At 68.6% G+C, this 12,137-nt stretch carries 15 protein-coding genes; all 15 read right to left on the bottom strand.

Annotation, left to right across the window (positions count from 1 at the left end; translation table 11 throughout):
- Positions 1–22: 22 nt before the first annotated feature.
- Positions 23–460, bottom strand: a complete 438-nt coding sequence (locus HDA45_RS31610; RefSeq protein ID WP_184901504.1) for a CD225/dispanin family protein — start codon at positions 458–460, stop codon at positions 23–25.
- Between the two features lie 27 nt (positions 461–487).
- Positions 488–961, bottom strand: a complete 474-nt coding sequence (locus HDA45_RS31605; RefSeq protein ID WP_184901502.1) for a CD225/dispanin family protein — start codon at positions 959–961, stop codon at positions 488–490.
- 54 nt (positions 962–1,015) lie between these two features.
- Positions 1,016–2,170: an RDD family protein gene (locus HDA45_RS31600; RefSeq protein WP_184901500.1), complete on the bottom strand. Its 1,155-nt coding sequence runs from the start codon at positions 2,168–2,170 to the stop codon at positions 1,016–1,018.
- A gap of 147 nt (positions 2,171–2,317) precedes the next feature.
- Positions 2,318–2,770 carry a DUF2752 domain-containing protein gene (locus HDA45_RS31595; protein WP_184901498.1) on the bottom strand — a complete coding sequence of 151 codons (453 nt, stop codon included), beginning with the start codon at positions 2,768–2,770 and terminating at the stop codon, positions 2,318–2,320.
- On the bottom strand, positions 2,767–3,117 hold the full coding sequence (locus HDA45_RS31590; RefSeq protein ID WP_125676138.1) for a CD225/dispanin family protein: 351 nt from the start codon (positions 3,115–3,117) through the stop codon (positions 2,767–2,769). Before HDA45_RS31590 ends, HDA45_RS31595 begins: the two co-directional genes overlap by 4 nt.
- 25 nt (positions 3,118–3,142) lie before the next feature.
- Entirely contained in the window at positions 3,143–3,484 is a 342-nt protein-coding gene (locus HDA45_RS31585; protein ID WP_184901496.1) for a CD225/dispanin family protein, read from the bottom strand.
- A 156-nt stretch (positions 3,485–3,640) separates the two neighbouring features.
- The gene (gene era, locus HDA45_RS31580) at positions 3,641–4,540 is read right to left on the bottom strand and encodes a GTPase Era (RefSeq protein ID WP_184901494.1); all 900 of its coding nucleotides are present in this window, start codon (positions 4,538–4,540) and stop codon (positions 3,641–3,643) included.
- Entirely contained in the window at positions 4,540–4,866 is a 327-nt protein-coding gene (locus HDA45_RS31575; protein ID WP_038517063.1) for a cytidine deaminase, read from the bottom strand. Before HDA45_RS31575 ends, era begins: the two co-directional genes overlap by 1 nt.
- Positions 4,859–6,211: a hemolysin family protein gene (locus tag HDA45_RS31570; RefSeq protein ID WP_184901492.1), complete on the bottom strand. Its 1,353-nt coding sequence runs from the start codon at positions 6,209–6,211 to the stop codon at positions 4,859–4,861. Before HDA45_RS31570 ends, HDA45_RS31575 begins: the two co-directional genes overlap by 8 nt.
- A gap of 12 nt (positions 6,212–6,223) precedes the next feature.
- Positions 6,224–6,778, bottom strand: coding sequence for an rRNA maturation RNase YbeY (ybeY, locus tag HDA45_RS31565; protein WP_184901490.1), 555 nt, complete (start codon positions 6,776–6,778; stop codon positions 6,224–6,226).
- A complete protein-coding gene (locus HDA45_RS31560) occupies positions 6,775–7,860 on the bottom strand; it encodes a PhoH family protein (protein ID WP_184901488.1) in 1,086 nt (361 codons plus the stop codon). The genes ybeY and HDA45_RS31560 overlap by 4 nt, the downstream gene beginning before the upstream one ends.
- 114 nt (positions 7,861–7,974) lie before the next feature.
- Complete coding sequence (locus tag HDA45_RS31555; protein ID WP_184901486.1) at positions 7,975–8,325, bottom strand: histidine triad nucleotide-binding protein; 351 nt, start codon at positions 8,323–8,325, stop codon at positions 7,975–7,977.
- 491 nt (positions 8,326–8,816) lie between these two features.
- Positions 8,817–9,569, bottom strand: coding sequence for a 16S rRNA (uracil(1498)-N(3))-methyltransferase (locus HDA45_RS31550; RefSeq protein ID WP_184901484.1), 753 nt, complete (start codon positions 9,567–9,569; stop codon positions 8,817–8,819).
- 3 nt (positions 9,570–9,572) lie between these two features.
- On the bottom strand, positions 9,573–10,739 hold the full coding sequence (gene dnaJ, locus HDA45_RS31545) for a molecular chaperone DnaJ (protein WP_184901482.1): 1,167 nt from the start codon (positions 10,737–10,739) through the stop codon (positions 9,573–9,575).
- 40 nt (positions 10,740–10,779) lie between these two features.
- Positions 10,780–11,805: a heat-inducible transcriptional repressor HrcA gene (gene hrcA, locus HDA45_RS31540; RefSeq protein ID WP_101606072.1), complete on the bottom strand. Its 1,026-nt coding sequence runs from the start codon at positions 11,803–11,805 to the stop codon at positions 10,780–10,782.
- Positions 11,806–12,137: the final 332 nt, after the last annotated feature.

Here is a 12,137-nt window from a genome sequence, read left to right as displayed (position 1 = left end):
ATCGGGGTGGTGCGCCCCGAAATCAGCAGTAGCTGCCGTAACAGGTGCTGTAGGTCGCCGTCGAAGCCGCGACGATCGTGAAGATGAAGATGACGATGCCGACGACACAGCCGAGGCCGCCGATGATCGACGCGATCATGCACATCGTCTTCGTGGACCTCGACGCGTCCGCCGCGGCGGCGTAGTTGCCCTGCATCTTGTAGGTGTTGACCTCGTTGGACTTCATGATCGCGAAGATCGCGATGATCCAGCAGAGGAAGATGCAGCCGATCGCCCAGCCCTTGTAATCCTTGATGGCGTTGATGTCGCCGCCACCGCCGGGCATACCGCCCGGGGCTCCGTAGGGAGCGGGCTGGCCGTACGGGGCGGGCTGGCCGTAGGGAGCGGGCATGCCGCCGGACGGGGGCCCGTAGCCAGGCTGCTGTCCGTAGGGCTGCTGCTGGCCGTAAGGGTTGGTCATGTGAAGTGTTCCTCGTTGTTATTAGGACTAGAACGACGCGGCGGCCACGATGATCCAGAGCAGGGAGAACAGACAGCCGACGCCACCGATGATCGAGGCGATCATGCACATGGTCTTCGTCGACTTCGACGCGTCCGCCGCGGCCGCGTAGTTGCCCTGCATCTTGTACGTGTTGACCTCGTTGGACTTCATGATCGCGAAGATCGCGATGATCCAGCAGAGGAAGATGCAGCCGATCGCCCAGCCCTTGTAGTCGGGGATCGAGTTGATGTCGCCGCCGCCTCCGGGCATACCGCCCGGAGCACCGTAGGGCGCGGGCTGGCCATAGGGCGAAGGCTGACCGTACGGAGCCGGCTGACCGTACGGCATCGGGTTCGCCCCCGAAGGCTGGCCGTACGGTGCGGGCGTGGCGCCGGACGGAGGTCCGTATCCGGGCTGAGGCTGCTGGCCATAGGGCTGCTGCTGGCCGTAGCCGGGCTGCTGGCCGTACGGGTTCGTCATCGGGTTCCCCACTTGTGTCGTGCTTCCCGGCGGGTGGATCCCGCCGGTCGTTCGCTACTGCTGCGGCGTTCCGGGCCCTTTCGGCCCGTCCGCGCCGGGCAACTGCTGCCTCAGCTGCTCCGGCGTGATCTTCTGCGTCGGCTCGGCTTCGTCGAACCCTGACGGTGCCCGTGGAGGCTCCTGCTGACCAGGGCGGAGCACCTGGGTCGGCTCGGCCTCGCCGAAGCCCGGTCCGGGCTGGGACTCCGGGGACGGCGCCGCGGTTCCCTGCGGCTGCTGACCGAAAGGCTGGGACGGCTGCGGGGGCTGCCCGAACTGACCCGGCTGCTGGGGCTGCGCGCCGAACGGCTGCTGGGGCTGCCCGAACGGAGCGGGCTGCGCCGGGAACGACGGCGAAGGCGCGGGGAATCCCGGGGCCTGGCCGAACGGCGCCGACGCGGGCGCGGCGGCTTCGGCCGGGAGGACGACGGTGCTGAGGATCTTGTCGGCGAACGTCTGCTTCTTCTGGTCCCACAACGGCCAGAGGTAACCGAGGCCGCAGACCCAGCCGTCCAGGTTGTGGCACAGATCCCGGACGAAGGCCATCAGCGGGCCGATCGGCTGCCCGTCGGCCTCGCGGACGAGCTTGATCTTCAGGACCTTCTTGCCGAGCGACTGGCCGGTGGTTCCCATCTGGATCCACCGGTTGTAGATGGTCCAGCCGAGACCCGCGAGGTAGCCGAGACCGGCGATGATCATGCCGACGGTGTAAGACGCCGTCGCGGAGATGATGGAGCCGATGATCGGGAGCACGACGATCGGCCCGAAGTCGATGAGGGTCGCGCCCGCTCGCAGTCCCCAGTGGGCGTAGTCCTGCCGCGGACCGAACTGGGCGGCCTGGCCGAACGGCGCCTGCCGGCCCGGCTGTCCGAACGGGGAAGGCTGGCCCTGCTGCTGGCCGAACGGTGACGACTGCTGCGGCTGCTGCCCGAACGGCGACTGCTGCTGCGCGCCGAACGGCTGCTGCGGCTGCTGACCGAACGGCGAAGACTGGTCACCCTGGGGAGCATGCGGGGGTTGCTGACCGAACGGCGAGGGCTGCTCACCCGACGACGACTGTCCGAACGGCTGCTGCGGCTGCGGTGACTGCGGCTGCCCGTCCCCCGGCGGGGGCCCGGACCCGGGCGGCGGCTGCTGTCCCGGCGGCTGCTGGCCGTAGGGAGTGGTCATCGAAATCCCCTCGCTGGTTCCTCGCCCCTGGCGCACGGGGCTTCGTGCGGCGACCCGGGCTGAATGTACGGCATGGGTACACGCCGAGCAGACCGGTGCGCGGGAGCGTACTCGGTGCCACCGACGATCCGGGGCTCGGCCCGGTACTCAGACGTGGAGCGAGGTGAACGGGGCGAAGGGCAGGTTGCGGATGACGAACCAGACGACGAACACGACACCGAACGCGAGCGGCGTCCAGCGCCAGTGCAGCCAGCTGTCCATCGCGCGGCCGCGGAACCGGCCGACGGCCCAGGCGACGGTGCTCCAGACCAGGAGCAGAACGACCACAAAGGACACCGCGTTGTAGTGCAGCGCGGCGGGGATGTCGCCGTGCAGCACGCTGTAGACCATGCGCATGCCACCGCAACCGGGGCAGGAGATGCCCAGCAGTGCCTTGGTGGGACAGACCGGAAGCGGTCCGCCGGGAGTGGTGGGATCGCCCAGCCAGAGGGCGACGCAGCCGAGACCGGCGCCCGCGGCGATGGCCAGGGGCGGCCCCAGCGCGCGGGCCCGTGCTTTGAACCCGCGCGCCGGGAATCCCGTGTAGACGGACGTCGTCACGGCGTGAAGCTTCCCGCCGAAGCGCCGATGATGACCATCACCACGATGAAGATGATGTACAGCAGGAAAAGAACGCCGGTGGAGATCGCTCCCCACATCGACCACTTCTTCGCGTCGTCGGCGGCCTTCTGGGCTTCGGCGTGGAAGCCCTGCGACCACAGCGTCTGGACCTGGCTCGACTTCACGATCGCCACGATACCCAGCGGCAGACAGCACAACACCGTGCAGAGAATGGCCCACACCAGGTTGTTGTCCGGCGGCGGGCCGTAGTTCGGCATGCCACCGTAGTACGGCTGCTGCGGCGGAGGCCCGCCCGGAGGCGGGTAGTTCGGGTACTGGTCGGTCATGAGGTCTCCCCCTCGGTTGCCTCTATCAGCGGTAGTTGCTCACGTCGACCGAAGCCGAGAAGACACCGAGGGCGACCACCAGGACGAGGTACAGGATGCCGATCACGACGCCGACGATCGCGGCGATGATGGCCCACTTCTTGGCGGCGTCGGCGGCCTCCTGCGCGGCGGCGGGCTGCCCCTGAGCCCAGAGGGTGTTCACCTGGGTCGCCTTGACGATCGAGACGATACCGAAGGGCAGGCAGCACAGGATCGTGGTGAGGATCCCCCACACCAGGTTGTTGTTGGGCGGCGGGCCGGGGTTGTTGAAGCCGCCACCGCCCTGAGGGTCGCCGGAGTAGTTGGGCAGGCCCTGGTTGTCGGTCATTTACCGCTTTCCCTTCACGAATGAGATGTGGAAATCGACCCGCGCGCCGCCGCCCGATCAGCGATCACCGGAGTCGAGGAGTGAGACTCTAAGGTCACCCGTCCGGTTCCACATCATCAACCGGTCTCCGCGACCGAATCGAGACATTCCGTTCAGTCAGAAGCCCAGTCGTCGCAACTGACGGGGGTCACGCTGCCACTCTTTGGCGACCTTGATGTGCAGATCGAGGTACACCTTCGATCCGAGGAGCCCCTCGATCTGCTGCCGGGCGCGGGCGCCGACGTCCTTGAGACGCTCCCCCTTGTGCCCGAGGATGATGCCCTTCTGGCTCGGCCGTTCCACATAGAGGAACGCGTGCACGTCGATCATGTCGTCCCGGCCCTCGTGCGGCAGCATTTCCTCGACGGTGACGGCGATCGAGTGCGGGAGTTCGTCACGGACGCCTTCCAGCGCGGCCTCGCGGATCAGCTCGGCGACCAGGGTCTGCTCGGGCTCGTCGGTGAGTTCGCCGCCCGGGTACAGCTGCGGGCCTTCGGGAAGGTGGCGCACCAGCAGATCCGCGAGCGCGCCGACCTGGAAACCGTCCACAGCGGACACCGGGATGAGCTCGGCGAACTCCATGACCTCCTGCAGGGCGAGCAGTTGCTCGGCGACCTGTTCGGGTTTCACGAGATCGGTCTTGGTGACGACACCGATCACCGGGGTTCGCTTGGCGATCTTCTTGAGTTCTGCGGCGATGAACCGGTCACCGGGACCGACTTTTTCGTTGGCGGGCACACAAAGTCCGACAACGTCCACTTCGGACCATGTCGAGTGGACGATGTCGTTGAGCCGCTCGCCGAGCAGCGTCCTCGGCCGGTGCAGCCCCGGCGTGTCGATGATCACCAGCTGCGCGTCCTCGCGGTGGACGATGCCGCGGATGGCGTGCCGGGTGGTCTGCGGTTTGCTGGAGGTGATCGCCACCTTGCTGCCGACGAGCGCGTTGGTCAGCGTGGATTTCCCCGCGTTGGGCCGCCCGACGAAACAGGCGAAACCGGAACGATGCGGCTCGGACATCAGTTCAGCACCTTGCCACTGGGATCTGCGAGATAAATGGGCGCCTTTTCGGCGATGTCGCGAACAGCGTGCACGGAGGCCTCCTTGAGCAGGCCTTCGGCGGTGACCACGACGGCGGCCTCGATTCCTTCGGCTCCGCTCGAAACGGCGGCGGCGACGGCGGCCTGCAACGCGGTGAGCTTGAACGACGGCTGGTCGACCGTGCTCGCCGCGTAGGTCCGGCCGTCGGTGTCGCGGAGCGCGGCGCCTTCGGCGGCCTGGGTGCGGGCTCGCGCGGACCTGGCCAGGGTCACCAGCTTCTCGTCCTCGGCGTCCAGCTCAGGCATGTTCGACACTCCTGTCACTTTCATCGGGCTGCGGGATCCGGGTGCGGCGCCTGCCCTGGGCCGCGTCGTTCACCGCTTCCGCGTCGGCGGGGTGGACGACCACCGTGGTGATCCGCATCCGCCCGCGCCGGTCCTTACCGCCTTCGGCGAACAGCCGAAGTCCGGCGACCTCGGCTTCGGCCCCCGGCAGCGGGACCCTACCCAGTCGCTCGGCGAGCAGCCCGCCCACGGTCTCCACGTCATGGTCTTCGAGGTCGATCCCGAACAGTTCGCCCAGGTCGTCGATCGAGAGCCGGGACGAGACGCGGACCGCGCCGCTGTCGAGTTCCTCGACCTCGGGACGTTCGTCGGTGTCGGATTCGTCGGTGATCTCACCGACGATCTCCTCGAGGATGTCCTCGATGGTGAGCAGGCCGGCGGTGCCGCCGTACTCGTCGACGGCGATCGCCATGTGGTTGTGCGAGACCTGCATCTCCTTGAGCAGATCGTCGAGCCGCTTCGAGTCCGGCACGAAGCTCGCCGGGTTCATCAGCTCCTCGACCACGCGTTGCGGACCACCCTCGGCCATGTAGGCGGGCATGAGGTCCTTGATGTTGACGACGCCCACGATGTCGTCGACGGATTCGCCGATCACCGGCAGCCGCGTGAACCCGGTGCGCAGGGCCAGCGCGAGCGCCTGGCGCACGGTCTTGTCGTGCTCGATCCAGACGATCTCCGTCCGCGGCACCATGACCTCGCGCGCGACGGTGTCGCCGAGTTCGAACACCGAGTGGATCATCTCGCGTTCGGATTCCTCGACGACGCCGCGTTCCTGGGCGAGGTCGACCAGCTCACGGAGTTCGACTTCGGAGGTGAACGGGCCCTCGCGGAAACCTCGGCCGGGGGTGATGGCGTTACCGAGGACGATCAGCAACCTGCTGAGCGGGCCGAGGATCGAACCGAGGACGCGGACCGGGCCCGCGACGACCAGGCCGATCCGGTACGGGTGCTGACGGCCGAGGGTGCGCGGGCCGACGCCGATGAGCACGTAGCTCACCACGACCATCACGCCCGCGGCGACGACGATGGCGAGCCACAGGGGCTCGATCCAGCCGAGGATGTCGACGGTGACCAGCACGGTGGCCGTCAGCTCGCAGGTCATCCGCAGCAGCAGGATCAGGTTGATGTGGCGGCGGCGTTCGGCGATGACCAGTGCGAGCTGGCGCGCGCCGGGGCGGCCGAGCCGGACGAGGCCGTCGGCACGGGCCTTGGAGACCGTGCTGACCGCCGCGTCGGCGGCCGCGAACACCCCGGCGAGCAGGATCAGCGCGATGGCGATGACCAGCAGTGCCGTGGGACTACCCATTTCGGCGCCCGCCTAGGCCTGGGGGTCGTCGGCGGGAACGGTGTCCAGACCGGCGGTGCCGAGGAGCCTGTCGTCCGCGGTGCGCTGCGCGTCGCGCCGGTTCACCGCGGCCACGGCCGCCTGGAACTCGCCGAGGATCCGCTTCTGCAAGCCGAACATCTCGCGTTCCTCGGCGGGCTCGGCGTGGTCGTAGCCCAGAAGGTGCAGCACGCCGTGCGTGGTGAGCAGGTGCAGCTCGTCGATCAGCGCGTGCCCGGCGGTCTTGGCCTGGTCCTTCGCGAAAGCCGGGCAGAGCACGATGTCGCCGAGCAGCGCGGGTGAGGCGTCGGGCGCGTCGGGACGGCGCGACGAGTCGAGCTCGTCCATCGGGAAGGCCATCACGTCGGTGGGACCGGGCAGGTCCATCCACCGTTCGTGCAGGTCCTCCATCACCTCGAGGGTGACGAGCAGGATGGACAGCTCGGCGAGCGGGCTGACCTCCATCTTGTCGAGGGCGAAACGGGCGGCCGACACGATGGAGGTCTCGTCGACGTTCACGCCCGATTCATTGGCGATCTCGATGCTCATGAACGGCGTTGCCCTTTCCAGCCACTGCCTTGATCCTGGCTGTCCTGCACTGCCTGCCACTTCTCGTACGCGTCGACGATGTCGCCGACGAGCTTGTGCCGCACCACGTCCTGGCTGGTGAGCTGGGCGAAGTGCAGGTCCTCGACACCTTCGAGGATGTCCCGGACCACCCGCAGGCCGCTCTTCTGGCCGTTGGGGAGGTCGACCTGGGTGACGTCGCCGGTGACGACGATCTTGGCGCCGAACCCGAGCCGGGTGAGGAACATCTTCATCTGTTCCGGCGTGGTGTTCTGCGCCTCGTCGAGGATGATGAAGGCGTCGTTGAGGGTGCGGCCGCGCATGTACGCGAGCGGCGCGATCTCGATGGTGCCCGCCTGCATCAGCCGGGGGATCGACTCGGGCTCGACCATGTCGTGCAGCGCGTCGTAGAGCGGGCGCAGGTACGGGTCGATCTTCTCGTTGAGCGTGCCCGGCAGGTAGCCGAGGCGCTCACCCGCTTCGACCGCGGGCCGGGTCAGCACGATGCGGCTGACCTGCTTGGCCTGCAGGGCCTGGACGGCCTTGGCCATGGCGAGGTACGTCTTGCCGGTACCGGCGGGGCCGATGCCGAACACGATCGTGTGCTTGTCGATGGCGTCGACGTAGCGCTTCTGGTTGAGCGTCTTGGGCCGGATCGTCTTGCCGCGCCGGGAGATGATGTTCATGCTCAGCACTTCGGCCGGTGACTCGTGGTCACCGGTGGAGAGCATGCCGACGGTGCGGCGGACGGTGGCCGGGTCGACCTGCTGGCCGCGGCCGGCGAGCGTCACGAGCTCGGCGAAGACACGTTCGGCGAAGGCGACGTCGGCGGGAGCGCCGGTCAAGGTGACCTCGTTGCCGCGGACGTGGACGTCGGCGGCGAGGAGTTCCTCGGCGACTCGGAGGTTTTCGTCCCTCGAGCCGAGCAGGCTGAGCGCGGCGGCGTCGGGGATGGGGAATCGGGACTGGGCCGCTTCGGTGACGGCGGCCTCGTCGGCCTTCGTCGCTGTGACGTCCGCGGGGACGTCGGGTCGGGCGGCTTCGCCCGGTACGGTTCCGGCCACGTGGCCTCGGGCCTACTTCCTGCGCTTACGCTGCGATTTTCAACGACACTGACAAGGTCGATGCTACTGGTTGAGGGTGGCGGCACGCAGTCCGGTTTCCGCAGGCCGCGCGCCTCAGCGTCCGAAATGACCCAGCTGCTCGCCGCCGAGCACGTGCGCGTGCACGTGGAAGACGGTCTGCCCGGCGTCACCGTCGGTGTTGAACACCACCCGATAGCCGGACTCGGCGATCCCCTCGGCGACCGCCACCTCACGAGCCGCCAAGGCCATATCGGTCAGGAGTTGCGGATCACCGGCGGCCAACTCGGCCAGATTGCGGTACCGCTTCTTCGGCACCACGAGCACATGGACCCGCGCCTGCGGCGCTATGTCCCGAAACGCATAAGTCGTCGCGTCCTCGTACACCTTTTCGGACGGGATCTCCCCCGCGATGATCCGCTCGAACAACGTCTCCGCGTCACTCATCCCCCCACCCTATCCCCCACCCGCACTCACGTGATCAGACGCGGAACTCACGTGCCCAAACCCGGATCTCACGTGATCAGACTCGGAACTCACGTGACCTCCACGCACTCCGCACTTCTCTCTCACCAGGCGAGGGCCGCCAGGCCCAACGCCGAACCCAAAGACCAACCGCCGCTTCACGCACCGTGGGGGTCCGGGGGGCTCGGCCCCCCGGGTCAACACGCGGAACCGCGCCGCGGCAGTCGAATTTGGGGCGGAGCCTGCGAAGCCCCCAAATGAAGACGCCGCGGCGCGGTGGAGCCTGGGGGTCGCTCCACCGTCGCCGCGGCTCCGCCGGACCGAGGGGGGAGGTGCCCGGCGGGGATTCACACGCGCGACCGGGCTCAATCCCCAGTGGCGCGCCGAAACCGTGTGTTGCGCGTCAGTTAACGAGAGTAACGGCTGTTTGCGTGATCGCGCCATAACTCGCCGCAAATTAGTGGGGTGTTTTTTCACTTCCAGCGGTCGGTGAGAACTCCGAGTGCGCCGAGGGCGACGGCGGCGGCGGTGGAGGTGCGCAAAACGGTGGGGCCCAACCGGATGGCGGTCGCGCCGGCGTCGGAGAGGGTGGTGAGTTCTTCGTCGGTGATGCCGCCTTCGGGGCCGACGATGAGGAGGATGTCGCCTTGTGGCGGGAGTTCGATCTCGGTGAGCCGCGTGGTGATGCCGGATTCGAGGACCAAGGCGCGGGAAACGGTCTGGACGAGTTCGGCGAGTTCGCGGGTGTTCGCGGGTTCGGCGACTTCGGGGACGTGGGCGCGGCGGGCTTGTTTGGCGGCGGCGCGGGCGGTGGCGCGCCAGCGGGTGAGGGCTTTGTCGCCGCGGGTTCCTTCTTCCCAGCGGGCGACGCTGCGGGCGGCGCGCCAGGGGACGATCGCGTCGGCGCCCGCTTCGGTCGCCAGTTCGACGGCGAGTTCGCCGCGGTCGCCTTTGGCGAGTGCTTGGGCGACGATGACGCGCAGTGCGGGCGGTTCCTCGATCCAGTGTTCCTCGATGGCGAGGGTGAGTGCCGCGTCGCGGCCGGCCTGCACGGCTTCGACGACACAGCGCGCCATGCCGCCTTCGCCGTCGGAAAGCACGAGACGTTCGCCGACGCGCAGCCGCCGGACGGTGGCGGCGTGCCGGGCTTCCTCGCCGTCGAGCGTGGTGCGCCCGGATCCGGGCAGCGCGGCGGTGAGGAAGACCGGCAGCGTCGTCTCGGGCACGGGTTACCGGTGGTTCTTGGTGCGCAGCTTGGAGAACAGCCCGCCGGGCTTGGAACCGTTCGAGGAAAGCGAAGGCACGTCTTCGCCGCGCTGCTGGGCCAGGTCGACGAGGAGGTCTCGCTGGGCGTCGTCGAGTTTCGTCGGCACGACGACGTCGATGTGGACGTGCAGGTCGCCGCGGCCGTCGACGCGGCCGGAGGACCGCAGCCGCGGCATGCCCTTGGCGGTGAGCACGAGTTCGGTGGCGGGCTGGGTGCCCGGCTCGATGTCGAGTTCGTAGTCGCCGTCGATGAGTGTCTCGATGGGCACCGTGGCGCCGAGGGCGGCGGTGGTCATCGGGATGCGGAAGTTGCAGTGCAGATCGTTGCCCTGCCGGACGAACACCTCGTGCGGCGCCTCGTCGATCTCGACGTACAGGTCGCCTGCCGGGCCGCCGCCGGGGCCGACCTCGCCCTGGCCGGAGAGCCGGATGCGCATACCGTCGCCGACGCCCGGCGGGATCTTGGCGGTGACGTTGCGGCGGGCGCGGACCCGGCCGTCGCCGCCGCACTGGCGGCAGGGGTCGGTGATGACCTCGCCGAAGCCGCGGCAGACCGGGCAGGGGCGGGCGGTGACGACCTGGCCGAGGAACGACCGCTGCACGGACTGGACCTCGCCGGCGCCGCCGCACGTGTCGCAGGTCTGGCTGCCGGTGCCTTCGGTCGAGCCGGCGCCGCGGCACAGGTCGCAGACGATGGCGGTGTCGACGGTGATCTCGCGGTCGACACCGGTCGCGCAGTCCTCCAGCGTCAGGCCGAGGCGGATGAGCGCGTCGGAGCCGGGCTGCACGCGGCTGCGCGGGCCACGGCCACGTCCGCCGCCACCCCCCGCGGCGCCGAAGAAGGCGTCCATGATGTCGCCGAGACCGCCGAAGCCCGAGAACGGGTCCCCGCCGCCTCCGCCGCGCGCCCCGCCGTCCATCGGGTCCCCGCCGAGGTCGACGACCTTGCGCTTCTGCGGATCCGACAGCACCTCGTACGCGGTGGTCACCTCGCCGAAACGGTGCTGGGCGTCCTCCGACGGGTTGACGTCGGGGTGCAGTTCACGGGCCAGTTTGCGGTACGCGCGCTTGATCTCCTGATCAGTCGCGTTCTTCGCAACCCCGAGAATGCCGTAATAGTCCCTCGCCACCGTCTTCGCCTTCTCCTTCTGACTTCGACCTCAACGCGGCTCAGCGGCCGGAGAGGATCTGCCCCACGTAGTTCGCCACCGCGCGCACCGCGGCGATGGTGTTCGGGTAGTCCATCCTGGTCGGCCCGACCACGCCCATACCGCCCAGCAGCAGGTCGTCCATGCCGTAGCCGATGGACACCACCGAGGTGCTGCGCATCTGCTCGTCTTCATTTTCCTCACCGATGCGCACGGTGATCGCACCGGGGTTGCGGGCGGCCGCGAGCAGCTTGAGCACGATGACCTGCTCCTCGAGCGCCTCCAGCACCTGCCGCAGCGATCCGGGGAAGTCCGAGACGTTGCGGGTGAGGTTCGCCGTGCCGCCGAGCACCAGCCGCTCTTCGGGGTGCTCGACCAGCGATTCCACCAGCACCGTGCAGACACGGGTGAGGTTGTCGCGCAGCTCGCCCGGCGACTTCTCCGGCAGTTCGGCGACCGCCGCCGCGGCCTCGGAAAGCCGGCGACCGGCCAGTGCCCCGTTCAGCACCGTGCGCAACCTGCCCACGTTCTCCTCGGTGATGACGTCCCCGAGGTCGACCGTGCGCTGGTCGACGCGGCCGGAATCGGTGATCAGCACGAGCATCAGCCGGGCCGGGGTGAGCGGCACCACTTCCAGGTGCCGGACGGCGGAATTGGTCATCATCGGGTACTGGATGACCGCGACCTGCCTGGTCAGCTGCGCGAGCAGCCGGACGGACCGGCGCAGGACGTCGTCGACGTCGGTGCCGCTGTCGAGGAACGCCGTGATGGCCCGGCGCTCGGCCGTGCTCAGCGGTTTGACCTCGGCTATCCGGTCGACGAACAGCCGGTACCCCTTGTCGGTGGGGATCCGGCCCGCGCTGGTGTGGGGCTGTGTGATGTAGCCCTCTTCTTCGAGCGCCGCCATGTCGTTGCGGACGGTGGCGCTCGACACCCCGAGGTTGTGCCGGTCGACGATCGCCTTGGACCCGACGGGCTCCTGGTTGGACACGTAGTCGGCGACGATCGCGCGCAGCACTTCGAAGCGGCGCTCTTCCGCGTTGGCCATCCGCACCTCCCTCGGCTCGTCCTCACAACGAGTTTACGGAAGGCATCGTGCCCGGGGAGCCACCGGACATCTTTGGGGCCTCGTGAGCGGCTAGGACGGTTGGAACCGAGAGTGTCTTGGCCACCTACTGGGTTCCGGCTGCGGTTGTTCGTGGCACCGGTCCGTGAAGGGCCCCTTGCCTACCCTGAAGGTAGTGAAGGAGGCCTTCACGGCCTTGCGGATCGCCACACCGGCCCCACGCGCACCAGCAGTCACTGCGGCTGCGCGTGAAGGACTCCTTCACGCGGCTCAGCCGAGGAAACTCGACCTTCGCACCTTCCCAAGTACAGGAA

Source organism: Amycolatopsis umgeniensis, assembly GCF_014205155.1.
In the GTDB taxonomy this organism is placed as follows: domain Bacteria; phylum Actinomycetota; class Actinomycetes; order Mycobacteriales; family Pseudonocardiaceae; genus Amycolatopsis; species Amycolatopsis umgeniensis.
The sequence above is the reverse complement of the archived record's forward strand: the minus strand, read 5'-3'. Positions and strand labels throughout refer to the sequence as shown.